Origin of the sequence: Ralstonia mojiangensis (assembly GCF_023955645.1) — a bacterium.
GTDB classification, from domain to species: Bacteria; Pseudomonadota; Gammaproteobacteria; order Burkholderiales; family Burkholderiaceae; genus Ralstonia; species Ralstonia mojiangensis.
The window spans coordinates 496,241-520,803 of record NZ_JAMXHU010000003.1 but is presented as its reverse complement, the minus strand read 5'-3'; the positions used below and the strand labels follow the sequence as shown (position 1 = coordinate 520,803).

General features: G+C 61.7%; 28 protein-coding genes. 26 read left to right on the top strand and 2 right to left on the bottom strand.

The annotated features are described in order from the left end of the window. Positions 1-51 precede the first annotated feature (51 nt). From NG898_RS14620 to NG898_RS14605, 4 genes are read left to right on the top strand one after another with little or no spacing between them, the layout of a single operon-like run. The gene (locus tag NG898_RS14620) at positions 52-1,086 is read left to right on the top strand and encodes an RluA family pseudouridine synthase (RefSeq protein WP_252693449.1); all 1,035 of its coding nucleotides are present in this window, start codon (positions 52-54) and stop codon (positions 1,084-1,086) included. Then, positions 1,067-1,726, top strand: a complete 660-nt coding sequence (locus NG898_RS14615; RefSeq protein WP_045204403.1) for an HAD-IA family hydrolase — start codon at positions 1,067-1,069, stop codon at positions 1,724-1,726. Before NG898_RS14620 ends, NG898_RS14615 begins: the two co-directional genes overlap by 20 nt. Next, positions 1,719-2,120 carry a Rieske (2Fe-2S) protein gene (locus NG898_RS14610; RefSeq protein ID WP_252692986.1) on the top strand — a complete coding sequence of 134 codons (402 nt, stop codon included), beginning with the start codon at positions 1,719-1,721 and terminating at the stop codon, positions 2,118-2,120. Before NG898_RS14615 ends, NG898_RS14610 begins: the two co-directional genes overlap by 8 nt. 39 nt (positions 2,121-2,159) lie before the next feature. After that, positions 2,160-3,272, top strand: coding sequence for a S49 family peptidase (locus NG898_RS14605; RefSeq protein ID WP_252693448.1), 1,113 nt, complete (start codon positions 2,160-2,162; stop codon positions 3,270-3,272). Between the two features lie 16 nt (positions 3,273-3,288). Here NG898_RS14605 and NG898_RS14600 read toward each other — a convergent pair whose 3' ends face one another. Beyond that, complete coding sequence (locus NG898_RS14600; RefSeq protein WP_252692984.1) at positions 3,289-4,020, bottom strand: SAM-dependent methyltransferase; 732 nt, start codon at positions 4,018-4,020, stop codon at positions 3,289-3,291. A 3-nt stretch (positions 4,021-4,023) separates the two neighbouring features. Continuing rightward, on the bottom strand, positions 4,024-4,620 hold the full coding sequence (locus tag NG898_RS14595) for a Maf-like protein (protein WP_252692983.1): 597 nt from the start codon (positions 4,618-4,620) through the stop codon (positions 4,024-4,026). Positions 4,621-4,815: 195 nt separating this feature from the next. Here NG898_RS14595 and NG898_RS14590 point away from each other — a divergent pair, with 195 nt between their 5' ends. The 22 genes from NG898_RS14590 to nagZ all read left to right on the top strand — a co-directional run bounded on the left by NG898_RS14590 (position 4,816) and on the right by nagZ (position 24,545). Further along, positions 4,816-5,352, top strand: coding sequence for a YceD family protein (locus NG898_RS14590; RefSeq protein WP_252692981.1), 537 nt, complete (start codon positions 4,816-4,818; stop codon positions 5,350-5,352). Between the two features lie 116 nt (positions 5,353-5,468). Next, a complete protein-coding gene (gene rpmF / locus NG898_RS14585) occupies positions 5,469-5,648 on the top strand; it encodes a 50S ribosomal protein L32 (protein ID WP_003268823.1) in 180 nt (59 codons plus the stop codon). Between the two features lie 190 nt (positions 5,649-5,838). Continuing rightward, positions 5,839-6,900 carry a phosphate acyltransferase PlsX gene (gene plsX, locus NG898_RS14580; RefSeq protein WP_045204397.1) on the top strand — a complete coding sequence of 354 codons (1,062 nt, stop codon included), beginning with the start codon at positions 5,839-5,841 and terminating at the stop codon, positions 6,898-6,900. 33 nt (positions 6,901-6,933) lie between these two features. Continuing rightward, on the top strand, positions 6,934-7,914 hold the full coding sequence (locus NG898_RS14575; protein ID WP_112185277.1) for a beta-ketoacyl-ACP synthase III: 981 nt from the start codon (positions 6,934-6,936) through the stop codon (positions 7,912-7,914). Positions 7,915-7,946: 32 nt separating this feature from the next. Continuing rightward, the gene (fabD, locus tag NG898_RS14570) at positions 7,947-8,876 is read left to right on the top strand and encodes an ACP S-malonyltransferase (RefSeq protein WP_252692979.1); all 930 of its coding nucleotides are present in this window, start codon (positions 7,947-7,949) and stop codon (positions 8,874-8,876) included. Between the two features lie 14 nt (positions 8,877-8,890). Beyond that, positions 8,891-9,640 (top strand): 3-oxoacyl-ACP reductase FabG, encoded by a 750-nt coding sequence (fabG, locus tag NG898_RS14565; RefSeq protein ID WP_252692978.1) that lies wholly within the window; start codon positions 8,891-8,893, stop codon positions 9,638-9,640. A gap of 186 nt (positions 9,641-9,826) precedes the next feature. After that, positions 9,827-10,066, top strand: a complete 240-nt coding sequence (acpP, locus tag NG898_RS14560) for an acyl carrier protein (RefSeq protein WP_004635650.1) — start codon at positions 9,827-9,829, stop codon at positions 10,064-10,066. Between the two features lie 113 nt (positions 10,067-10,179). Next, the gene (fabF, locus tag NG898_RS14555; protein ID WP_092971575.1) at positions 10,180-11,412 is read left to right on the top strand and encodes a beta-ketoacyl-ACP synthase II; all 1,233 of its coding nucleotides are present in this window, start codon (positions 10,180-10,182) and stop codon (positions 11,410-11,412) included. Between the two features lie 600 nt (positions 11,413-12,012). Beyond that, positions 12,013-12,612 carry an RNA polymerase sigma factor RpoE gene (rpoE, locus tag NG898_RS14550; RefSeq protein WP_004635646.1) on the top strand — a complete coding sequence of 200 codons (600 nt, stop codon included), beginning with the start codon at positions 12,013-12,015 and terminating at the stop codon, positions 12,610-12,612. Between the two features lie 107 nt (positions 12,613-12,719). Continuing rightward, a complete protein-coding gene (locus NG898_RS14545; protein ID WP_252692976.1) occupies positions 12,720-13,352 on the top strand; it encodes a sigma-E factor negative regulatory protein in 633 nt (210 codons plus the stop codon). Positions 13,353-13,363: 11 nt separating this feature from the next. Then, on the top strand, positions 13,364-14,461 hold the full coding sequence (locus NG898_RS14540; RefSeq protein ID WP_252692974.1) for a MucB/RseB C-terminal domain-containing protein: 1,098 nt from the start codon (positions 13,364-13,366) through the stop codon (positions 14,459-14,461). Positions 14,462-14,544: 83 nt separating this feature from the next. Continuing rightward, on the top strand, positions 14,545-16,056 hold the full coding sequence (locus NG898_RS14535; RefSeq protein ID WP_252692973.1) for a DegQ family serine endoprotease: 1,512 nt from the start codon (positions 14,545-14,547) through the stop codon (positions 16,054-16,056). Further along, positions 16,053-16,328, top strand: a complete 276-nt coding sequence (locus NG898_RS14530) for a glutaredoxin family protein (RefSeq protein ID WP_252692971.1) — start codon at positions 16,053-16,055, stop codon at positions 16,326-16,328. Before NG898_RS14535 ends, NG898_RS14530 begins: the two co-directional genes overlap by 4 nt. A 217-nt stretch (positions 16,329-16,545) precedes the next feature. Next, positions 16,546-18,345 (top strand): translation elongation factor 4, encoded by a 1,800-nt coding sequence (lepA, locus tag NG898_RS14525; protein WP_232042407.1) that lies wholly within the window; start codon positions 16,546-16,548, stop codon positions 18,343-18,345. Positions 18,346-18,375: 30 nt separating this feature from the next. Further along, positions 18,376-19,269: a signal peptidase I gene (gene lepB / locus NG898_RS14520; protein ID WP_252692969.1), complete on the top strand. Its 894-nt coding sequence runs from the start codon at positions 18,376-18,378 to the stop codon at positions 19,267-19,269. 62 nt (positions 19,270-19,331) lie between these two features. Then, positions 19,332-19,700 carry a DUF4845 domain-containing protein gene (locus NG898_RS14515; RefSeq protein WP_252692967.1) on the top strand — a complete coding sequence of 123 codons (369 nt, stop codon included), beginning with the start codon at positions 19,332-19,334 and terminating at the stop codon, positions 19,698-19,700. A gap of 1 nt (position 19,701) precedes the next feature. Next, entirely contained in the window at positions 19,702-20,472 is a 771-nt protein-coding gene (gene rnc / locus NG898_RS14510; protein WP_024976097.1) for a ribonuclease III, read from the top strand. An 8-nt stretch (positions 20,473-20,480) separates the two neighbouring features. Further along, positions 20,481-21,419 (top strand): GTPase Era, encoded by a 939-nt coding sequence (gene era, locus NG898_RS14505; protein WP_004635627.1) that lies wholly within the window; start codon positions 20,481-20,483, stop codon positions 21,417-21,419. A 30-nt stretch (positions 21,420-21,449) separates the two neighbouring features. Then, positions 21,450-22,271 (top strand): DNA repair protein RecO, encoded by an 822-nt coding sequence (gene recO / locus NG898_RS14500; protein WP_252692966.1) that lies wholly within the window; start codon positions 21,450-21,452, stop codon positions 22,269-22,271. Then, positions 22,268-23,059, top strand: coding sequence for a pyridoxine 5'-phosphate synthase (pdxJ, locus tag NG898_RS14495; RefSeq protein WP_012435233.1), 792 nt, complete (start codon positions 22,268-22,270; stop codon positions 23,057-23,059). The genes recO and pdxJ overlap by 4 nt, the downstream gene beginning before the upstream one ends. After that, a complete protein-coding gene (gene acpS, locus NG898_RS14490; protein ID WP_252692965.1) occupies positions 23,056-23,499 on the top strand; it encodes a holo-ACP synthase in 444 nt (147 codons plus the stop codon). Before pdxJ ends, acpS begins: the two co-directional genes overlap by 4 nt. After that, complete coding sequence (gene nagZ, locus NG898_RS14485; protein WP_252692963.1) at positions 23,496-24,545, top strand: beta-N-acetylhexosaminidase; 1,050 nt, start codon at positions 23,496-23,498, stop codon at positions 24,543-24,545. The genes acpS and nagZ overlap by 4 nt, the downstream gene beginning before the upstream one ends. The last annotated feature ends 18 nt before the right edge of the window (positions 24,546-24,563 follow it).

Sequence of the window (24,563 nt, the reverse complement as noted above, 5' to 3'; positions counted from 1 at the left end):
CGGCTGTTGCTGGCGCCTAAACGACTGTCCAGCGAGAAAATTATATTGAAAATGAATGAGTTACGCCATCCATTTGATGGCCGCATTCAACAGGCCGGACGTGGCACACTCGGCGATGCACTCGACGGCAAGTCGGTCGCCTATGTTGAAATCGGCGAGGACGCTGAAGGTCAGCGCATCGACAACTTCTTGATGCGCGTGGCCAAGGGCGTGCCGAAAAGCCATATCTACCGCATCCTGCGTTCTGGTGAGGTGCGTGTTAACAAGGGTCGCATTGACGCGGAATATCGCCTGAAACTTGGCGATCTCGTCCGTATTCCTCCCCTCCGAATCGCCCAGCAGGCCGAAGCGCCGCGTGTAGTTCCTGCGGCAGAATTCACGATCCTTCACGAAGATACGCACTTGTTGGTGATCGATAAGCCCGCAGGGGTGGCCGTGCACGGTGGCTCCGGGGTGGCGTTCGGGGTGATCGAACAATTGCGCCAATCTCGCCCGGACGCGAAGTTTCTGGAGTTGGTGCACCGCCTCGACCGCGAAACGTCGGGGGTTCTGCTGCTCGCCAAAAAACGCTCTGCGCTGGTAGCACTGCATGAGCAGATCCGTGAAGGACAGTTGGACAAGCGGTACTTTGCGGCTGTGAAGGGCGTCTGGCCGCACAAGCGTCAACACATCAAGTCGCCCCTGCACAAATACACCACGCCCGAAGGCGAACGCCGGGTGCGTGTGCAGGCCGACGGGCAGGCATCGCACACGATCTTCAACAAAGTAAGGGTGTTTGGTCCCTATACGTTGCTGGAGGCCGAGCTTAAGACCGGGCGTACGCACCAGATTCGTGTGCATCTTGCGCACGCCGGTTTCCCTATTCTGGGCGACGACAAGTACGGCGATTTCGCCCTGAACAAGGCGCTGTCACGTGCGAATGCTTCGCCGCGACTGGCGCGGATGTTCTTGCACGCGCATCGCCTGCAGCTGACGCATCCGCAAAGCGGAGAAACCGTCACGTTCAATGCGCCGTTGCCGGCCGAGTGTGCCGATTTCCTCAACGCTTTCAAGGGCCCCGATTCTGATGCCGCAGCAGCGTTTTGACCTGATCGTCTTCGACTGGGATGGCACGTTGATGGATTCGACGTCGGCCATCACCCGCTCGATCCAGCTTGCATGCCGGGATCTTGACCTCCCGGTCCCGGACGATACACGGGCGAGCCATGTGATCGGTCTGGGCCTGCGGGATGCCCTTGAATACGCCGTCCCGACGCTCGATCCTGCCGATTACGGCAAGCTGGCTGATCGATATCGCTTCCATTACCTCAGCCGCGACGCCCACCTTGTGCTGTTTCCCGGCGTGCGTGAAATGCTGGAGGCTCTGCGCCGCGAGAACTATCTGCTGGCTGTGGCGACGGGCAAGTCCCGCGTTGGTCTGCAACGTGCGATGGAAGCGACGAATCTGACGGGCGTCTTCGACAACACACGCTGCGCCGATGAGACGTTCTCAAAGCCGCACCCCGCGATGCTGCTCGAACTCACGCGCGATCTCGGCATGGAGGTCGAACGCACGGTGATGATTGGCGACACGACTCACGATTTGCAGATGGCGGCCAATGCGGGCGCCGCTGGCGTAGCCGTCACATACGGCGCGCATCCTGCCGATGTGTTGGATTCGCTTACGCCGCTGTATAGCGCCAAGTCGGTTCCCGATTTACACAATTGGCTGACGCAACATGCCTGATATGGCGGAACAGATCCGTGTGTGCGAAAGCACTGCGCTGGAAGATGGCGGCCTTGGGGTCCGGTTTCAGGTGGAGGTGCGGGGGCGGCTCGTCAGCGCGTTTGTTGTCCGTTACGCGGGTGGCGTCCATGGTTATTTGAACCAGTGCGCGCACGTGCCGATGGAAATGGATTGGCAGGAAGGCCAGTTTTTCGAAAGCTCGGGCCTGTATTTGATGTGTGCAACGCATGGCGCCATTTACGAACCAGATACTGGCCGGTGCGTCGGCGGCCCGTGCCGGGGCTCGCATTTGTCCAAACTTGAGGTGGCGGAGCGCGACGGCGCAGTCTGGTGGCAGCCGGATGCGCTATTTCGGGTGCCCGTGTCCGCGCCGGAGCCAACGCCCTCCGCCTAGCAGCGCAGTTCTTCTTCTCGACCGTTTTTCTCCTTGTCTATGACCGACTCGATTCCGCCGAAAGGGCCAGACGACGCCCCAAATGAAGGTGCAGGCAAACCAGAAGCGCTGGAAGTCGCCCAGCACGCTGATCATCCGCTTGAGGCTGAATTGCGTAACCCGGCCGCAGGCAGGCCGGCCTCGGCATCTGCGCCAGCAGCATCCGCGCAGAGCGGCGGCTGGGAGCGTGAGGTGCTGGAAAAAGTCTTGATGGCAACCGTCCGTGAGCAGCGCGCCGCGCGCCGCTGGCGCATCTTTTTCCGCTTCGTGACGCTGGGCCTGATCGGGGTGCTTATTTACGCGTTCGCCAGTTTGGAAGGCGAAACCGTTAGTACGGGCCGCCACACGGCGGTTGTCACGCTCGATGGTGAAATTGCGGCCAACACAAACGCCAGCGCCGAGAACATCAACGCATCGTTGCAGGCTGCCTTTGCGGACGACAACACCGTCGGTGTGATCCTGAAGATCAATTCGCCGGGCGGCTCGCCGGTGCAGGCGGGCATGATCAACGACGAAATCCGCCGTCTTCGCGCCAAGTACAAGAAGATTCCGCTGTACGTCGTGGTCGAAGAGATGTGCGCGTCAGGCGGTTATTACGTGGCCGCCGCGGCAGACAAGATTTACGTCGACAAGGCCAGCATTGTCGGCTCGATTGGCGTGCTGATGGACGGCTTCGGCTTTACTGGGCTGATGGACAAGGTGGGCGTCGAGCGCCGCCTGCTTACGGCCGGCTCAAACAAGGGGATGCTTGATCCGTTCTCGCCCGTGTCGCCCCAGCAAAAACAGTATGCGCAGGAAATGCTCGATCAGGTGCACCAGCAATTCATCGATGTGGTGAAGCAGGGCCGCGGCAACCGTCTGAAGGACGATCCGACGCTGTTCACCGGCCTGTTCTGGACGGGCGCCAAGGCTGTGGATCTTGGCCTGGCTGATGCGATCGGCAGCTCGGACTTTGTGGCGCGTAGCGTTATCAAGGCGCCGGACGTGGTCGACTACACCGTCAAGGAAAACTTCGCCTCGCGTGTAGCGCGCAAGCTCGGCACGGCGATGGGGGCGGGCGCGGTGAAGGCGCTGGCCGCTACGGGCCAGCTTAAGCTGCTGATGAAGGAATAAAGAAGGAAGAGGCGCGCTATCGCGCCAGCAGCGAGAAGATCGCCGGCCGCTTGTGCAGGTTCATGCGGTCGGCGCGCCAGTCGCTCACGGGCAGTGTGACGACCTGCTCGTCGGGCAGCGTCAGGTCCACCGCAATCGAGAGCAGCGTACTCGGCGAGCAGCCAGCCTGAATGGCCTCGAGCAACGCGCCATTTCGGTACGGCGTCTCGATAAACACCTGTGTTTGCCCTGCAGTGCGTGAAAGCTGTTCCAATGCGCGCAGCTTGGTCTTACGCTCAGCGGCGTCGACGGGCAGATAGCCGTTGAACGCAAAGCTCTGGCCGTTCAACCCGGACGCCATCACCGCCAGCAGAATCGAACTCGGCCCCACCAGCGGCTTTACGCGCACGCCTCGCCGATGTGCGAGACGCACGAGATTTGCACCCGGATCGGCCACCGCCGGCACTCCGGCTTCCGACATCAGCCCAGCGTCCTGGCCGGCAACCACGGGAGCCAGCAGCGCTTCCAGTTCCGATTCCGGCGTTTTGACGTTCAGTTCGCGGATGGTGATTTCCTGCAGTGGGCGCGCCAGCGGCGTAGTCTCGGCCAGCTTTTTCAGCAACGCACGCGCCGTCTTGGCGTGTTCAGCGACGAAGTAATCGAGTCGCGCGGTGATTTGCTGCACGCCAGTCGGAATTACGTCAGGGAGCGGGTCAGCCGCATCGCGTGAGCCCAGCGTATTTGGAATGAGGTAAAGCGTACCGGCCATGGTTCAGGCGAAGAGCGGGTAGTGAACGTTGCGCAGCATGCTGGTCAGGGCGATCAGCGGCAGGCCAACCAGGGCGGTCGGGTCTGACGACTCCACGCGTTCAAGCAGGGCGATGCCCAGACCTTCTGATTTGGCGCTTCCCGCAACGTCGTACGGGTGTTCCAGGTGCAAGTAGGCGTCCAATTCCTCGTCGGAAAGATCGCGGAAGGTCGCCAGCGTGCGAATGTCCTCGCTCTGGTGTTGCCCCGTCCGCCCGTCGTACAGGCACAACGCTGAATGGAAAGTGACGGTGCGTCCACGCATCCAGCGCAGTTGTGCCAGTGCGCGGGCGTGGTCACCCGGCTTGCCGACCTGCTCACCGTCCAGCGTGGCGACCTGATCGGAGCCGATGACCAGCGCGCCGGGATAACTTGCTGCGACCTTCTCCGCCTTTTGCCGGGCCAGGCGCAGTGCGGTCTGGTCGGGCGACTCGTCCGGGGCGGGGGTCTCATCAATGTTCGGTACCACAATCTCAAACGGCAAGCGCAGGCGTTCAAGCAATTCCCGCCGATATGGCGAGCTGGAGGCCAGAATGAGCGGCGGACGCGATGCAGAAGTCATAAGTGCTTGAAGATGCAGTAGATTTTGAGCAAAACCTTTTGACGTCAGAGGTTTCTGCCCGCTATAATCCCGCGTTTCGCGGTTTGGCCGCGCAGTGTCGCAAACCGAGCGCCCAGGCGCAAGGTGTTGTCGGGCGCTGCAGGGCGGTCGATCCGGTTCGCGCACCAACAGCAACGCGTTTAGCAGGTTCGATTCGTGGATTTTCGTGCATTCGATCTTTTCGCGTTCATTCGCGCGGGTGAGCCGGCAAGCGGCGCAGTCAATCTGACCGATATGCCCCGCCTGCTGGCCGAGCAGGCCGCGGATGCTCCCGCTGATGCCAACACGCAATTCCGTTGGCAGTTGCAGGGTCTGGTGCGTGAGGAGGCTACCGCCGGTCAGTTGCTCCGCCAGCGTCTCTTCGTGGATCTGGAAGTGGATGGGGCGGTCTGGCTGCAATGTCAGCGGTGCCTCAAGGCTTACGAGCAGCCTCTGCCGGTGCGCACGCGCCTGGAAGTCATGCGCTCGGAGGCCGATGCCGATGCCGCTCCGCTGGATGACGATGAGGCTGATGTCATCGTCGGCTCGCGCAACTTTGATCTGATCACGCAGATCGAAGATGAGCTGTTGCTGGCGTTGCCAGTGTCGCCGCGTCATGCAGTCTGCCCGGATGAGGTGTTGCCGGAAGAGGCTGAAGCAGAAAAGAAGCCGTCGCCGTTCGCGGTGCTGGCTAACCTGAAGACCAAACATTAGGCGTGCGCGAGTATTTGCGCGCGCTGATGGCAGTACGTTTCACACGCCTACCGGAATGGCTACGCTCCGGCTCCGTGTGATGTGATAAAATCGATCAAATTGCTTAGGAGTCAGTCATGGCTGTTCAACAAAACAAGAAGTCGCCGTCCAAGCGCGGCATGCATCGTTCGCACGATTTCCTGACGACGGCCCCGATCGCCGTCGAGCCGACCACCGGCGAAGTGCACCTGCGTCACCACGTGAGCCCGAACGGCTACTATCGTGGCCGCAAGGTTGTGAAGACCAAGAACGACTGATGCGATTTGCCAGTTTTCTGGCAAGCGTGTTGGATTGGTCTGAACGCACAGGTTCATGATGCAAGCAAAAAAGCGGCAAGCCAATTTGCCGCTTTTTTGTTGAGCGAAATTCGGCAATGCGTGTACCGGTTTGTGTACCATACGCGCGCCAACGGCCGGAGCCGCACGTGAAACCGCAACTCAGACTCGCATGACCATCAAGCTTGCCATCGACTGCATGGGTGGTGATCACGGCGTTGGCGTGACAATCCCTGCAGCGATCCATTTTCTCGCCGCACACGAAGACGTCGAAATGCTGCTCGTCGGGCAGCCCGATGCCATCGCGGCGCAGCTCAAGCGACTCCACGCTACCGCGAACCCGCGCGTCCACATCGTTCCCGCCTCCGAGGTGGTGTCGATGGACGATCCGGTCGAGGTGGCGCTGCGCAAGAAGAAAGATTCTTCGATGCGCGTGGCCATCAATCAACTCAAGGAAGGCGCAGCTCAGGCGTGCGTTTCCGCTGGTAATACCGGCGCATTGATGGCGGTGTCGCGTTACGTTCTCAAGACGCTGGACGGCATTGATCGCCCTGCAATCGCTACCGCCATTCCGAACGAGAAAGGTGCCGGCACCACTGTGCTGGACCTTGGTGCCAACGCCGACTGCGAGCCCGAGCACCTGCTGCAGTTCGCGCAGATGGCCTCGGCGATGGTGTCGGTCGTTGAGCAGAAGCCTCGCCCGACGGTTGGCCTGCTGAACATCGGCGAAGAAGTCATCAAGGGCAACGAGGTCGTCAAGCAGGCGGGTGAGTTACTGCGCGCCTCCGATCTCAACTTCTTCGGTAACGTTGAAGGCAACGACATCTTCAAGGGCACGACCGACATTGTCGTCTGCGATGGCTTTGTCGGTAACGTGGCGCTCAAGAGCACCGAAGGCCTGGCCAAGATGATCGGTGAGATGCTGCGCCAGGAATTCAGCCGCTCGTGGTTCACAAAGCTGCTCGCCGTCGTGGCGCTGCCAGTGTTGACGCGTTTCAAGCGGCGCGTAGACCATCGGCGCTACAATGGCGCCGCGCTGCTTGGCCTGCGTGGTCTGGTCATCAAGAGCCACGGCTCGGCCGACGCCTACGCGTTCGAATGGGCCATCAAGCGTGCCTATGACGCTGCGGCCAACGGCGTGATCGCCCGCATTGCGCAGGCGTTCGAATCGCACCATGACGCAGCGGGCGCTGCGCCGGTCTCCACTTCCACTCCGGCCGCCGACGCTGCTTGAGCGTCGCTCCCGAGTCAGATCACCCCACCGCACATGACACGTTTCGCAAGGATCATCGGCACGGGCAGTTACCTGCCGCCCAAGCGGGTTACCAATGACGAACTGGCGGCCCAGTTGGCCGAGAAGGGTATTGAGACGAGCGACGAATGGATCGTCTCGCGCAGCGGCATCCGGGCGCGTCATTTCGCTGAACCCGATGTTACGTGCAGCGACCTCGCAGTAAAGGCCGCTGAACGCGCGATCGAAGCCGCCGGCATCGATCGTTCCGAACTCGACCTGATCCTGGTGGCGACGTCCACGCCGGATTTCGTGTTCCCGAGCACGGCGTGCCTGGTGCAGCAAAAGCTTGGTATTACCAACGGCTGCCCTGCGTTCGACGTGCAGGCTGTGTGTTCCGGCTTTGTCTACGCGCTGGCGACCGCCGACAAATTCATCCGCTCGGGCGCGTACCGCAATGTGCTCGTGATTGGTTCGGAAGTCTTCTCGCGCATCATCGATTTCAGCGACCGCACCACCTGCGTGCTGTTTGGCGATGGCGCCGGCGCTGTGGTGCTGCAGGCGTCTGACGAGCCCGGCATCCTGTCGACCGCACTGCATGCTGACGGCAGTCACGCCAACATCCTGTGCGTGCCGGGCAACGTGGCCGCAGGTGCAATCCAGGGCAGCGCCTTCCTGTACATGGATGGTCAGGCTGTCTTCAAGCTGGCCGTCACGGTGCTCGACAAGGTTGCCCGTGAAGCGCTGGCGGCAGCGGAGCTCGAAGCCTCTCAAGTCGACTGGTTGATTCCGCACCAGGCGAACATCCGCATCATGCAGGGCACGACCAAGAAGCTGGGTCTCTCCAACGAGCGCCTGATCGTGACCGTCGACGAGCACGGCAACACGTCGGCTGCCTCGATTCCCCTGGCGCTCGACGTTGCGGTGCGCGATGGCCGTATCCAGCGTGGTCAGCACGTGATGCTCGAAGGCGTGGGTGGCGGCTTTACCTGGGGCGCCGCGCTGCTGCGCTTCTGATCGACGAATTTCCAGAACGAACAATACGAGCCATGACATTCGCTTTCGTCTTCCCCGGCCAGGGTTCGCAATCGGTCGGCATGCTCAATGCGTTTGCCGATCATCCGGCCGTGGTGGCCACGCTGGCCGAGGCGTCCGACGCGCTGGGCCAGGACATCGGCAAGCTGATTGCCGAAGGCCCGGCTGAAGAACTGAACCTGACGACCAATACGCAACCCGTCATGCTGACGGCGGCTGTTGCTGTCTATCGTGCATGGCAGGCCGCCGGTGGCCCGACGCCGACTGTCGTGGCCGGCCATAGCCTCGGCGAGTATTCGGCGCTGGTCGCCGCGGGCGCCATCGCGTTCAAAGATGCCGTACCGTTGGTCCGTTTCCGCGCCAAAGCGATGCAGGAAGCGGTGCCGGTGGGCGAGGGCGGTATGGCTGCGATCCTCGGTCTGTCGGACGACGACGTGCGCGCAGCATGCGCCGAAGCTTCCGTCGCGGGTGTGGTTGAAGCCGTGAACTTCAACGCGCCGGCCCAAGTGGTGATCGCCGGTACCAAGGCAGCTGTCGAGAAGGCTTGCGAAATCGCCAAGGCCAAGGGCGCCAAGCGCGCGCTGCCGCTGCCGGTGTCGGCGCCGTTCCACTCGTCGCTGCTCAAGCCGGCGTCGGATCGTCTGCGCGAGTATCTCGCCAACGTGACGGTCAACGCCCCGGTGATTCCTGTCATCAATAACGTGGACGTGGCTGTGGTGAACGACCCGGCTGCCATCAAGGATGCGTTGGTGCGCCAGGCGGCATCGCCCGTGCGCTGGGTCGAGACTGTCCAGAAGATGAAGGCCGATGGCGTTACCCGCGTGGTCGAGTGCGGCCCGGGCAAGGTGCTGGCAGGTCTGGTCAAGCGTATCGACGGCGAGATCGTCGGCGACGCGATCTTCGATCCGGCGTCGCTGGAAGCAGTGCTGGGCCAACTCAAATAATCAACGGGATCCGTATGACCCAAGCATTGAACAATCAGGTTGCTCTCGTTACCGGTGCTTCGCGCGGCATCGGCCGTGCCATTGCGCTGGAACTGGCGCGCCAAGGTGCGACGGTGGTCGGTACGGCCACGTCGGAAGCCGGCGCGCAAGCCATCACCGCGTACTTTGCCGAAGCCGGCGTGAAAGGCTTGGGGGTGGTGCTCAACGTGAATGACGCCGCGCGCTGCGAGGCCGTCATCGACGAAACCATCAAGACGCACGGTGGCCTGAACATTCTCGTCAACAATGCGGGCATCACGCAGGACAACCTGGCGATGCGCATGAAGGACGACGAATGGGTGTCGGTCATCGATACGAACCTCTCCGCTGTGTTCCGTTTGTCGCGAGCTGTGCTGCGCCCGATGATGAAGGCGCGCGGAGGCCGTATCATCAACATCACTTCGGTCGTCGGCTCCGCTGGCAACCCGGGTCAGGCGAACTATGCTGCGGCCAAGGCCGGCGTGGAAGGCATGGCTCGCGCGCTGGCGCGTGAGATCGGCAGCCGTAACATCACGGTCAACTGCATCGCGCCGGGCTTTATCGATACCGACATGACCAAGGTCCTGTCGGAAGAGCAGCATACCGCGCTGAAGGCGCAGATTCCGCTGGGCCGCCTTGGCGCGCCTGAAGATATCGCCAGCGCGGTTGCCTTCCTGGCGTCACCGGCGGCGGGCTACATTACGGGCTCGACGCTGCACGTCAACGGCGGCATGTACATGGGATAAGGAAGCCGTCCCGGCGGCGGTCGTGCGAGGCTTTGCGCATAAGCAAAATTCTGTGCGATCGCTGATTTAACTGGCTTTTAGCATCATGATGGGCGCATTTTTTGCATGGATTCCGGCGCGGTTTTTCACCGCGCAAACCTGCTAGAATGCGCGCACTTTTTGTCGAATACTTCCCTGGAGGGTTAAATGGACAACATCGACGCACGCGTTAAGAAGATCGTTGCTGAGCAACTCGGCGTGGCCGAAGCGGACATCAAGAACGAATCGTCGTTCGTGAACGATCTGGGCGCGGATTCGCTCGATACGGTTGAGCTGGTGATGGCTCTGGAAGACGAGTTCGGTATGGAAATCCCGGACGAAGAAGCCGAGAAGATCACCACGGTGCAGCAAGCTATCGATTACGCGACCGCCCACGTCAAGGCGTAAGCGTCAATCGATCTCTTGACATCGCGGGCCACAGAAAGGGCGGTTGTCCGGTTTGACCGGGTGGCGCGTTTTCTGTGGCCTTTGTCGCTGATACAGAGTTGCAGGAAAGCATAGTGAGCCGTCGTCGCGTAGTGGTAACCGGCCTGGGGCTGGTCTCTCCGGTAGGGAACTCGGTCGCCGAGGGGTGGGCCAATCTGGTCGCCGGCAAGTCCGGGATCGCCACCATCACCAAATTCGATCCGTCGAACCTGGCCGTGCATTTCGCTGGCGAGGTGAAGGGTTTCAACGCTGAGGATTACATCCCGGCGAAGGAAGCCCGCAACATGGACACCTTCATCCATTACGGCATTGCTGCCGGCGTGCAAGCGCTGAAGGACAGCGGTCTGGAAGTGACCGAAGCCAATGCGGAACGTATCGGCGTGTTGGTCGGTTCCGGTATCGGCGGTCTGCCGATGATCGAAGATACGCACCAGACCTACGTCGACCGCGGTCCGCGCCGGATCTCGCCGTTCTTTGTGCCGGGTTCGATCATCAATATGATCTCCGGCCATTTGAGCATCATGTTCGGTTTGAAGGGCCCGAACCTTGCAGCCGTCACGGCTTGCACGACTGGCCTGCATAGCATTGGTCTGGCCGCGCGTCTTATCCAGGCGGGCGATGCTGACGCAATGGTGGCCGGCGGTGCCGAATCGACCGTTTCGCCGCTAGGCATCGGTGGTTTTGCTGCTGCCCGCGCGCTGTCCACGCGCAATGAGGATCCGGCCACCGCGTCGCGCCCCTGGGACAAGGACCGTGACGGTTTCGTCCTGGGCGAAGGTGCAGGTGTGATGGTGTTGGAGGAATACGAGTCGGCCAAGGCACGCGGCGCCACGATCTACGCGGAAGTCGCAGGCTTTGGCATGAGCGGCGACGCGTTCCATATGACGGCGCCGAACATGGACGGCCCGCGCCGCTGCATGCTGAACGCACTGCGCGATGCAGGTATGAATGCGGATCAGGTCCATTACCTGAATGCGCACGGCACCTCCACGCCGCTGGGCGACAAGAACGAATCCGAAGCCATCAAGGCGGCTTTCGGCGATCACGCCGGCAAAGTCGTCGTGAACTCCACCAAATCAATGACCGGCCACTTGCTTGGCGGCGCGGGGGGGCTGGAGTCGGTGTTCACGGTGCTGGCGCTGCACAATCAGGTGTCGCCGCCCACCATCAACATCTTCAACCAGGATCCCGAGTGCGATCTCGATTACTGCGCCAATACCGCGCGTGACATGAAGATCGACGTGGCCGTGAAGAACAACTTCGGCTTCGGCGGGACGAACGGTACGTTGGTGTTTAAGCGCCCGTAAGACAGAGCGGCACGTAGCCTCACGGCGCTTGCCGCTTCGCTTTTGCCTTGGTTATCCAGCACATTGTCTTTCCAGCGTCGTATCGGCTCCTGTGCGCGATCGGCCGGTTTGGCATAGCCGCTCTTGTTTGCTCGGTTGTGCTCTGGGCGATCAAAACATGGGGCGCCGCATTACCTTGGATTACCTGGGGCGCCATCGGCGGGTTGGCGGCGGCCGCGTGCCTGCCGTTGATGGTGAACCGTTCGCCGCTCACGATGGAACTGATGTGGCGCGCTCGTCTCAAAGAAGACGGGGAGCCCGGCCGAGCCGTGTGGCAGGTCCGATTGGAAGCGCCAGAAGCGGTCCAAAATGCGCCTCTGTTATGGTCGTGGCCGTTGGGTGAGCGCGTCTTGGTCCTCGGGGTCGCACGTCGCGGATGGTGTCCACAGATTTTCGTGCTGATGCCGCCGTGGTTTTCCGCCGGGACGCTACGTCGTATGCGAAGTCTGTTGCGCCTGGGGCCTCCGCGGGTGGTTTCTCAGGTATCCGGTGTGTCGTAGGTAAAATACAACGTTTCCAAGTCACATAAATTCAAGGCGATACACTGCAGGTGAAGAATCCGTGAGCGAACGCGAAGCCGACCAGATCCTCGTCGAACGCGTCCAGCAAGGCGACAAGCGAGCGTTTGAGCTGCTGGTGGTCAAGTACCATCGGAAGATCATTCGGCTCGTTTCGCGCCTGATCCGTGACCCGGCCGAAGTCGAGGATGTGGCACAGGATGCCTTTATCAAGGCCTACCGTGCGTTGCCCCAATTTCGGGGGGAATCCGCGTTCTATACGTGGTTGTATCGCATCGCCGTCAACACGGCGAAGAATTACCTGGCGACTCAGGGGCGGCGCCCGGAATCGTCCAGCGACATCGACACCGAAGAGGCTGAAACTTTTGCCGACGGTGAGCTACTAAGGGATATCAATACGCCGGACTCCATGCTGCACACCAAGCAGGTGGCCGAAACGGTCAACCGTGCAATGGAAGCGCTACCCGAAGAATTGCGTACCGCAATCACACTCCGGGAGATCGAGGGTCTGAGCTATGAGGAAATCGCTGAAGCGATGGAATGCCCGATCGGCACGGTCCGGTCCCGCATCTTCCGGGCGCGCGAAGCGATTGCCGAGAAATTGCGCCCCCTGCTGGGAACAGTGGAGGGCAAACGGTGGTAGCCAGCCGATATGACAAGCCGGCGGCCGCATGCGGCTGCAAACGGTGAAACCTCGGGAAGTCTTCTCTCGGATCGTTGATTGGACGTTGGAGTTTTTGGGGTCGGGAAATGGGTCAGGCTCAATTGCAAACGGCAGAAGTGGAGTTCGCACAACGCATCTCTGCCTTGATGGACGGTGAAGTTGCAACGCACGAGGTGTCGTTTGCCGTGGAACTCGCCACGGATGGCGACGGCGCGGCGCATTGGCGCGAATATCAACTGATCGGCGACGTGCTCCGGTCGGAAGATCTGCTGAACACGCGTTCCTCTGAAGATTTCCTCAGCCGGTTCTCGGCCAAGCTCGACGCCGAGCCGCATCTCTTGGTGCCGGCTGTAGCGCAGCGTGCCAAGGCCCAAGAGAGGCACCGCTTCCTGGTCAGCCCTGCTTGGGTCCGCCGGATTATGCCTACGACCGCCGTGGCTGCGGCGGTGGCGGCCGTTAGCTGGGTCGTCGTGCCGCAACTGCGCGGTACTGCCGATGGCGTTGATGGTGCCCCCGCATTGGTCGCCAAAGCGACGCAAGCTACCGGTGCACAGGCACTGACCGTGGCGGCCACTGACAATACGCCGATGATCCGCGACGCCCGTCTGGATGAATACCTGAGCGCCCACCGGCAATCAGCAACCAACGGTATGGTGGTTCCGTATCTGCGTGCAGTGGCCAATGGGGTGGCGAACACCCAGGACTCCAATCAGGAATAATGCGGGCATCCATGTCGAAGGTGTGGCACCCCGTTGCCGGGGCAGGCGCCCGCAAGCTGCAGGCCGTTCGTCGGTCGGTTTTTCTTCTTCTGTGTGTTTCGGCGCTGGCGACAGCTGCTCAGCCGCAGCCCGATCTCATGCCGCGCAAGGAGGCTGCCTCCTGGCTTGCCAAAATCCATCGCGCAGCGCTCAAGCAAAACTATGTCGGGACGCTCACGTACCAGCGTGGCACCGGCATGCACTCCACTCGTATCCAGCACTACGCTGATCTTTTCAACAACGAGTACGAGCGCGTCGAAGCGCTGGACGGCAAACAGCGCGAGATGTTGCGCCAGAATGATGTTGTCCGGAACCTGATTTACGACGTCAAACTCGTTGTGACGGAGAAGCAGGAGCACAAGGACAGCTTCCCCGCGCTGCTCGCCACCACCAACGGCGATGTGCTTGATCAATACGACATGCGCCACCTGCCGACCGAGCGCGTGGCAGGCATGGATTGCGAAGTCTTCCAGCTCGATCCGAAGGACGGCTACCGTTATGCCTACCGAATCTGGGCGGAGCGCAACAGTGGTTTGTTGATGCGCGCCCAGACCATCGGTGAAGACGGCAAGGTGCTTGAACAGGTGGCCTTCTCGCAAGTTGAGTTGGGTGTGCCGTCGGAAAAGCAGAAGATCGTCACTGCGCTCAAGAACCTGAACGGCTGGAATCAGTACGAGATCGTGACGCAGCCGACTAATCTGGCCGAGCAAGGCTGGACGATTGGCAACCCCGTCAAGGGCTTCCAGAAGATCCGTGAGGTGCGCCGTCCGCTGGGCGATATTGCGCCAGCCGGAAAGAACAGTTCTGGTTTCGAGGTCCAGCAAGTCGTGTTTAGCGACGGATTGGCAGGGCTGTCGCTCTTTATCGAGCCGGTATCGGAAAAGCGCACGCGTCGCGAAGGCTTTATCTCGCAGGGTGCCACGCATGTGATGGTGCGACGTGTTGCCGATTTCTGGCTGACGGTCGTGGGCGAAGTCCCCTTTGCTACCATCAAGCAGTTTGGCGCAGCAGTCGACTACAAGCCGGTGTCCGCCAACGCGACCAACAAGCCGGCCAACGCGCCGCAGTAGCCAAAGAGCCGGCATCTCTCTTGAGTGCGCGACGTGATCGCGCAGTACCATTTTTCTATCTGTTCTTGTTCCGGGGAGCTTTCATGCGTACCGCTCGATCCGTTCACGCCTTGCGTCTGCTGTGCGTTGCCGCCGCTGTGGCGGTTGGGAGCGCGCTGGCGCCAGCCCACGCACAGAACGCCACAGGCAGCGTGGCTACGGGCACGTATGGCCTGCCCGATTTTGCCGATCTGGTCGAGAAGGTAAGCCCCGCCGTCGTCAACATCCGCACGACCGAAAAGGTCCGTATGCAGCAGGGTGGTCCCAACGATGACGACATGGCCGAGTTTTTCCGCCGCTTCTTCGGTGTACCGATGCCGGGCATGCCCGGGCAGGGCCAGAAGCGCCGCAACGCGCCGCCGCAGCAGGAAGAGGAGCAGAGCCGCGGTGTCGGTTCCGGCTTCATCATCTCGGGCGATGGCTACATCCTGACCAACGCGCATGTGGTGGAAGGCGCGGAAACCATCTACGTCACGCTGATCGACAAGCGCGAATACAAGGCCAAGCTGATCGGCCTGGACAAGCGTACTGACGTGGCGCTCGTCAAGGTCGAAGCGAGTGCGCTGCCGAGCCTGAGGCTCGGTGATTCCGACAAGGTGCGCGTAGGCGAGTGGGTGCTCGCAATCGGTTCCCCGTTTGGGCTGGACAATACGGTAACTGCCGGCATCGTGTCCGCCAAGGGGCGCGATACGGGCGACTACCTGCCGTTCATCCAATCCGACGTGGCTGTCAACCCTGGTAACTCGGGCGGCCCGCTGATCAACCTGCGCGGCGAGGTGATCGGCATCAACAACCAAATTTATAGCCAAAGCGGCGGCTACATGGGCATCTCGTTCTCGATTCCGATCGACGAGGCGATGCGTGTGGCTGAGCAGTTGAAGGCGACAGGACGCGTGACACGCGGTCGCATCGGTGTGGCAATCGATAACGTGCCGAAGGACGCGGCGGAGTCGCTGGGTCTGGGCCGGGCGCGCGGCGCCTATGTCGGCAATGTCGAATCGGGCGGTCCGGCGGACAAGGCCGGCATTGAGGCCGGTGACATCGTCTTGAAATACAACGGCCGCGATGTCGAGAAGGCCGGTGACTTGCAGCGCCAAGTCGGCGAGACCAAGCCGGGCACGCGCGCTACGGTGCAGGTCTGGCGCAAGGGCGCAACGCGTGATCTGACCGTGACGGTCGCGGAGTTGCAGGCCGACACGAAGGTGGCCCAGCGTGCCAAGGGCGCGCAGCCCGATAACAGCCAGCAGGGTCCGGGCAAGCCGAACGCGCTGGGGCTGGTGGTGGCTGACTTGTCTGACGGCGCGCGTCGCGAGTTCAAGACCAAGAGTGGCGTTGAAGTGCAGGTCTCTGAAGGGCCGGCGGCCCGCGTGGGCATTCGACCGGGCGACCTGATCCTGCGCGTGGGTGATACCGATGTTGCCAACGCCAAGCAGTTCAACGAGGTGGTCGCCAAGCTCGACAAAAACCGTATGGTTGCTGTGTTTGTCCGCCGTGGCGATGCGACCCAGGTAGTGACACTGCGCCCGAGTGCGGCCCGTTCGGGTAGCGGCCAGTGATCGAACTGACGCTCTACGGACGCACGTATTGTCATTTGTGCGACGACATGAGGAACGCGCTGGAGCCGCTCCGGCGCGGTTTTTCTTTTGTGCTGCACGAAGTTGACGTCGACAGTGATCCGACGTTGGAGGCGCGGTTTGACGAGTTGGTCCCCGTGCTGATGACGGGTGCCCCGGAAGCACTGCCCGAAGACGCGCGTGAGCTGTGTCACTACTTTCTCGATGTGCCTGTCGTGCAGGCGTGGCTCGCAGCTCAGGCGGCGCATAACTGACGCAACGTCGCTGCCGCAAAAAGAGGCGCGGGAAGCCCCCTGAAATCCGGTAAAATCGCCCGTTAGCGCCGATTTTTGCAGCGCACGATTTTTGTGTCGCAAGTTCGGCTTGGAATCCAATACCTCCCGCCAGCGCAGCCAATGTGCGCCGGCCATGCCGGAACCGCCTCGCGCTCCCGGCAGACGCGCCCGGGATGGGCGCTTTTCGACGCATTCGATGGACAATATCCGCAATTTCTCGATCATCGCCCATATCGACCACGGCAAATCGACGCTGGCCGATCGCATCATCCAGTTGTGTGGCGGGCTCTCCGACCGCGAGATGGAAGCCCAAGTACTGGACTCGATGGACATCGAGAAGGAACGCGGCATCACCATCAAGGCGCAGACCGCCGCGTTGTCCTACAAGGCACGGGATGGCAAGGTCTATAACCTCAATCTGATCGATACCCCGGGACACGTCGACTTCAGCTACGAAGTCAGCCGGTCGCTGTCCGCGTGCGAAGGTGCTCTGCTGGTGGTCGATGCTTCCCAAGGTGTGGAGGCGCAAACCGTTGCCAACTGTTACACCGCCATCGAGTTGGGCGTGGAAGTGGTGCCGGTGCTCAATAAAATCGACTTGCCTGCGGCTGATCCGGACAACGCGATCCAGGAAATCGAGGATGTGATCGGCATTGATGCGACCGACGCGACGCGCTGCTCCGCGAAGACCGGCGTGGGCGTGGCGGACGTGCTCGAAGCGCTGATCGCCAAAGTGCCGGCCCCCAAGGGTGACCCGGCCGCGCCGCTGCAAGCGCTGATCATCGACTCCTGGTTCGACAACTATGTCGGCGTGGTGATGCTGGTGCGCGTGGTGAACGGCACGCTGCGCGCCAAAGACAAGGTCCTGCTGATGGCAACCGGTGCGCAGCACTTGGTGGAGCAGGTGGGCGTGTTCTCGCCGAAGTCGGTGCCGCGCGAATCCCTGTCTGCGGGCCAGGTAGGCTTTGTCATCGCGGGCATCAAGGAACTGAAGGCAGCCAAGGTCGGTGACACCATCACCCACGTGGCGCCGCGCAAGGCCGAGGCGCCGCTGCCGGGCTTCAAGGAAGTCAAACCTCAGGTGTTTGCCGGCTTGTATCCGGTCGAAGCCAACCAGTACGAAGCGCTGCGCGAATCGCTGGAAAAGCTCAAGCTCAATGACGCGTCGCTGCAGTACGAGCCGGAAGTGTCGCAGGCGCTGGGCTTCGGCTTCCGCTGCGGCTTCCTTGGCCTGTTGCACATGGAGATTGTGCAGGAGCGCCTGGAACGCGAATTCGACATGGATCTGATTACCACCGCGCCGACGGTGGTCTATCAGGTGCAACTGCGCGACGGCACGATGGTGCAGGTGGAAAACCCCGCCAAGATGCCGGCGGACCCGAGCAAGATCGAGGCGATTCTCGAGCCGATCGTCACGGTCAATCTGTACATGCCGCAGGATTACGTGGGTGCCGTGATTACGCTGTGCGAGCAGAAGCGCGGCTCGCAGATCAACATGAGTTACCACGGCCGCCAAGTCCAACTGACGTACGAAATCCCGATGGGCGAGATCGTGCTGGACTTCTTCGATCGGCTGAAATCCGTCTCGCGCGGTTATGCGTCGATGGATTACGAGTTCAAGGAATATCGCGTATCGGACGTGGTCAAGGTCGACATCCTGATCAACGGCGACAAGGTCGATGCGCTGTCCATCATCGTTCACCGTTCGAACGCCACATATCGCGGCCGTGAAGTGGCCGCCAAGATGCGCGAAATCATTCCGCGCCAGATGTACGACGTGGCAATCCAGGCAGCCATTGGCGCCAACGTGATCGCCCGCGAAAACGTCAAGGCGCTGCGCAAGAATGTGCTGGCCAAGTGCTACGGCGGTGATATCTCGCGCAAGAAGAAGCTCCTCGAAAAGCAGAAAGAGGGCAAGAAGCGCATGAAGCAGGTTGGTACCGTTGAAATTCCGCAAGAGGCTTTCCTGGCCATCCTGCGCGTCGAAGAAAAATAATCCAGACATCGCTCGGACGATCTCTCATCCATGAACTTCGCCCTGATTCTGTTTGTTCTCGTCGTCCTCACCGGCATTGCGTGGGTGGCTGACAAGCTCGTGTTCCAGCGCCAGCGTCAGACGGCCGCGGCCGCGGCACTGGCTGAATTTGATGCGCGTGCGCAGGTGCAGGCGCAGTACGGCGGCGGTGGCGACATCGGTGCCGCGCGTTTGCAACTGGCCGAGGACAAGCTGCGCCAGCCCTGGTGGCTGGAGTACACCGCCAGTTTCTTCCCGGTTATCGCCGCAGTGTTCCTGCTGCGTTCGTTCGTGATCGAGCCGTTCAAGATTCCGTCGGGCTCGATGATTCCGACGCTGCAGATCGGCGATTTCATCCTCGTCAACAAATACACGTATGGCATTCGTTTGCCGATCGTCAACAAGAAGATCGTCGAGCTGAACCAACCGCAACGCGGCGACGTGATGGTCTTTCGCTATCCGAAAGACGAATCGATGGACTACATCAAGCGCGTGATCGGCGTGCCCGGCGACGTGGTGAAGTACGACAACAAGCGCCTGACGGTGAATGGCCAACCGGCCACCTACGCACCGCAGTCCGATTACCTCGATGGCGAGCGCTTGACGTACTCGAAGCAGTATCAGGAGACGCTCGGCAACGTCACGCACAACATTCTGAATGACGCCGACCGCCCGGCTTATGTCTCCGGTCCGGACGATTTTCCGTTCCGCGAGAACTGCACTTACAATCAGACCGGCTTCACTTGCAAGGTACCTGCAGGTCACTATTTCATGATGGGTGATAATCGCGACAACAGCGCGGACTCCCGCTATTGGGGCTTCGTGCCGGACAAGAACATCGTCGGGAAAGCGTTCTTCATTTGGATGAATCTGGGTGACCTGAAGCGGATCGGTGCTTTCCATTGATCCGATAAGTGACGCAAAAAGCTCTTATTGAAACTCGACAATTGCACCACGGGGGAAATGCAATGCGGATTCGTCAGGCCGGTCTGAAACGCCCGTCGCGCGGGATTACGATGTTCGGCATCCTGATCGGCATCATTGTGCTGATCACGTTTGTGCTACCGGCCATTCGGTCCGTCCCAAGCCTGATTGAATACCAAGCCATCACGCGCGCCGTCAAGCAAGCGCGCGAGCGTGCAAGCACGCGCGAAGAAGTGGCCAACGCCTTTGACAAGCAAGCCGCGATCGACGACATCACGTCGATCAAGGGCGAAGATCTGGAGGTGTTGGATGGCGGTGGGTCTATTCAGGCGGTGCGTTTCTCGTACAAGCGACAGATCCCGTTGTATGGCCCCATCGGTCTGGTGATCACCTATTCGGGGACCCAGCGTTGACATGAGTCTGGATGCACTACAGCAACGTCTTGGCTACCGCTTCAGCAAACCGGAGTTGCTGCAGCAGGCGCTCACCCATCGCAGCCACAGCGCGATGCACAACGAGCGCCTGGAATTTCTTGGCGATTCAATCCTGAATTGCGCCGTCGCCGACATGCTTTACGGCATGTTTGGCAAGCTGGACGAGGGTGATCTTTCGCGTGTACGCGCGAATCTGGTCAAGCAGCAGGCGCTGTATGAGATCGCGCAGATGTTGCTGTTGCCCGATGCCTTACGTTTGGGCGAAGGCGAATTGAAAAGCGGTGGCTTCCGCCGGCCTTCCATCCTGGCTGATGCGCTCGAAGCGATTTTCGGGGCGGTGTTCCTCGACGGTGGCTTCGATGCTGCCCGCACCCTGATCCGCAAACTCTATATCCCGATCCTTGAACAGGTCGACCCGCGCACGCTGGGCAAGGATGCCAAGACGCTGTTGCAGGAGTACCTCCAAGGTCACAAGATTGCGTTGCCGCTGTATACGGTGGTTGCCACCCACGGCGCGGCGCATAATCAGCAATTCGAGGTCGAGTGCTCGATCCCGAAGCTGGAGATTCGTGTCTCCGGCAGCGGGGCATCGCGGCGCGCGGCCGAACAATCGGCGGCCAAGCTGGCCCTGGATGAAGCGCATCGCCTGGTGCCGCAGCTCGTCAAGCGCAGCCGCGCCGAGCGCACCGGCAAGACGCGCAAGCAAGCCACGCCGCCCGATCCGCAGTTGTCTCTCAGGTTGAAGGAATAATCAGGTAAATGAGCGACACCCCATTGCAGCCTCCGCAGCCAGAATCTGGTGTGCCGGAGGGGTTCCGCTGCGGCATGGTCGCCATTGTTGGGCGGCCGAACGTCGGCAAATCCACGTTGATGAACGCCTTGGTGGGCCAGAAAGTCAGCATCACATCGCGCAAGGCGCAGACTACGCGCCACCGCATCACCGGTATTCAGACGACCGATGACGCCCAGTTCGTCTTCGTCGATACGCCGGGCTTTCAGACGCGTCACGCCACGGCGCTTAATCGGTCGCTGAACCGCGCGGTCACCTCCACGCTTACGTCGGTGGATGCCGTGCTGTTCGTGGTTGAAGCGGGCCGCTATGGCCCGGACGACGAGAAGGTGCTCTCGCTGTTGCCCCGCGAGACGCCCGTGATCCTGATCGTCAACAAGGTCGACAGGCTCGACGCGTACACGCGCGCCGAGATGGTCGCCGTGTTCCTGCAGGACATGGCGCAGGTGTTTCCGTTTGCCGAAATCGTGCCGATGTCGGCGAAGAACCGCGACGACATCGACCGCTTGCTCGGCATCGTGCGCCCGTATCTGCCAGAAGGCGAACCGATGTACGACCCGGAAGCGCTGACCGATCGCAGCGAGCGCTTCCTGGCCGCCGAAATCGTTCGCGAGAAGGTCTTCCGCTGGACTGGCGACGAGTTGCCGTATTCCAGCACCGTCATCGTCGATAAATTCGAGACCGAAGGCCGCCTGCGCCGCGTATTCGTGACCATTCTGGTCGACCGCGACGCGCACAAGGCAATGATCATTGGTGCGAAGGGCGCCAAGCTCAAGCAGATCTCCACCGAAGCTCGCATGGACATGGAAAAACTGTTCGACGGCAAGGTGTATCTGGAGGTCTGGATCAAGGTCAAGAGCGGCTGGGCCGACAACGAAGCCGGCCTGCGCGCCTACGGCTACGAATAACCACTTAGCCGGGCCACTTCTATACGCTCGATGGCGGGACGATCCGATCCGATTCCGGACGAAGCCGCGGAATGGCTGGCCGAGGAAAGCGTAGCTGGCGCCGCGCCGCGCAAGAGCTTTCCTGCGGGGCGCTCCGAAACGCGCGTCGCTGCGCAGCCGGCCTTCGTGTTGCACAGTTACCCGTATAGGGAAACCAGCCTCATCATCGACGTCTTCACGCCCGACTATGGGCGCATGGCACTGGTCGCCAAGGGGGCCAAGCGGCCGCATTCGGCTCTGCGCGCGGTGCTGCAGACATTCCAGCCGCTGTCGCTATCCTGGAGCGGCCGCGGTGATGTGCGCACACTGACCCGCGCCGAGTGGGTCGGCGGCATGCTGCCGCTGGGCGGGGAGGGGCTGCTATCCGGTTTCTATCTGAACGAACTGCTCGTCAAGTTCGTCGCCCGCGAAGACGGCCACCCGGTACTGTTCGCGAATTACGTCGAAACACTCAACAAGCTTGCTCATGGTGAGCCCGCGGCCTTCACGCTACGCGCGTTCGAACGCGTGTTGCTACGTGAGACTGGCTTCGCTGCGCGGCTCGACCGCTGCATCGACGGTGAGCCCGTGCAGGCGGACGCCGAATACGTCTATCACCCTGAGCGCGGCATCCGGCGCACGCTGCCGAGTGATCCATCGTCCTGGCCTGTTTTGCGGGGCCAGACGCTGATCGACATGGAACACGACGATTACGCCTCACGCCCAACGACCGCGCAGCAAAGCCGCAGCCTGATGCGTTTCCTGCTGCATTATCATTTGCACGGCACGCCGCTTTCGACGCGCCAGATCCTGATCGACTTGCAGAAACTATGATCTTTCATGCCTCGCCGGGAATCATCGACCTGGGCATCAACATCGACCACGTCGCCACGCTGCGCAACGCGCGCGGCACCACTTACCCGGATCCGATCGCCGCGGCGCTGCTGGCTGAAGAAGCCGGCGCCGACCTAATCACCCTGCACCTGCGCGAAGATCGTCGCCACATCAAGGACGCCGATGTGCGTGCGCTGCGGCCGCAGCTGCGTACGCGCATGAACCTGGAGTGCGCCGTCACGCAGGAGATGCTCGACATCGCATGCGACATCGGCCCGCAGGATGTCTGTCTCGTGCCCGAGCGCCGTCAGGAAGTCACCACCGAAGGCGGCCTGGACGTGGTGGGTGGGTTCGCCAAGGTGCAAGCCGCTTGCAAGCAACTGGCCGATGCGGGCATCCGCGTGTCGCTGTTCATCGATCCGGACGCAGCACAGATCGAGGCGGCCGCCGCCGCCGGCGCGCCGGTCATCGAACTGCACACGGGCCGCTATGCCGAAGCTACGGACGATGCAGAGTTGCGGGCAGAACTTGTCCGCATCGAAACCGCGGTGGAAGAGGGCATCCGCTGGGGCGTGCGTGTGAACGCCGGCCACGGGCTCCACTACACGAACGTGCAGCCGATTGCGGCCATCGCCGGCATTCACGAACTCAACATTGGCCACGCCGTCGTTGCGCATGCGGTGTTTGCCGGCTGGCAGAACGCGGTGCGCGAGATGAAGGCGATCATGGTTGCGGCACGGTTGTCGTCCACGACGCCGGCCGCCGCACACCCGGGCGTGCCTGTATGAACGAAGGGGCCGCAGCCACCTCTGCGTCCGGTGCGATTTACGGCATCGGCACCGACATCATCCAGATCGAGCGTGTCGAAGGCGTGATGCAGCGGACCAACGGCCGCTTTGCCGAAAAGGTGCTCGGCCCCGATGAGCTGCGCGTCTACCATGCCCGCAAGGCCCGCTCCGAGCGGCGTGGCCTCGCGTTTCTTGCCACGCGCTTTGCCGCCAAGGAAGCCGTGTCCAAGGCCATCGGACTCGGCATGCGCTGGCCGATGACGTGGCGGGCGGTGCAGACGCTGAATTTGCCGTCCGGCCAACCTGTGGTGCGCTACAGCGGCGAATTGGCCGACTGGATCGTGCAGCACGGGCTTCATATCCAGATCAGTGTGACGGACGAGCGCGACTATGCAGTCGCCTTCGCCGTCGCCGAGTTGCAAACGAAATCCTCCGCATGACCCAAACCAAAAAGCAGAAGCACCCCGGCCCGATCGTTCTGGATGTTGCCGGCCTCGAGCTCGGTCCCGACGACGTCCGACGCATTGCCCATCCGCTGACGGGCGGCGTGATCCTGTTTGCGCGCAACTTTGAATCGCGCGCGCAATTGACCGCGCTTACGCAGGCCATTCGCGCGATTCGCAACGACGTGCTGATTTGCATCGACCACGAGGGCGGCCGCGTGCAGCGCGCCAAGACTGACGGCTTCACGCACCTGCCCGCCATGGGCGCGCTGGGCAAGCTGTGGGACACCGACGTACTGGCCGCCACGCGCGCCGCCACCGCTTGCGGCTATGTGCTGGCCGCTGAACTGCGCGCGTGCGATATCGACCTGAGCTTCACGCCCGTGCTCGATCTCGACTACGGCAGCAGCAGCGTGATCGGCGATCGCGCGTTCCATCGCGACCCGCGCGTGGTAACGATGCTCGCCAACCACCTGACGCTGGGCCTGCGCCTGGCCGGCATGTCGAACTGCGGCAAGCATTTCCCCGGCCACGGCTACGTCCAGGCTGACTCGCACATCGCCGTGCCGGTGGACGAGCGCCCGCTGGAGGCCATCCTCGCAGACGACGCGCAGCCCTACGGGTGGATGGGAATCGGCCTGCAGTCGGTGATGCCGGCGCACGTGATTTACTCGGCCGTCGATCCGAATCCGGCGGGCTTCTCCCGCTTCTGGCTGCAGGACATGCTGCGCGCGCATTTCAACTTTGACGGCGTGATCTTCAGCGATGACCTGAGCATGGAAGGCGCGAGCGTTGCTGGCACGGTCGTCGATGGCGCACGAGCGGCACTCACGGCCGGCTGCGACATGGTGCTGATCTGCAATGCGCCGGAAAAGGCCGATCAACTGCTCGGCGAATTGGATGTGCCGATGGGCAAGGCGTCGCAGCGGCGCGTGCGTCGGCTGTTCGGTGGTCGCGCCGTGAAGGACTGGGCGAAGCTGCAGCAGCAATCGGCTTACAAGCAGGCGCTGCGTACATTGCGCGAGGCAAAACTCATCAAGTAGCCTCGGAACGCCAAGAAG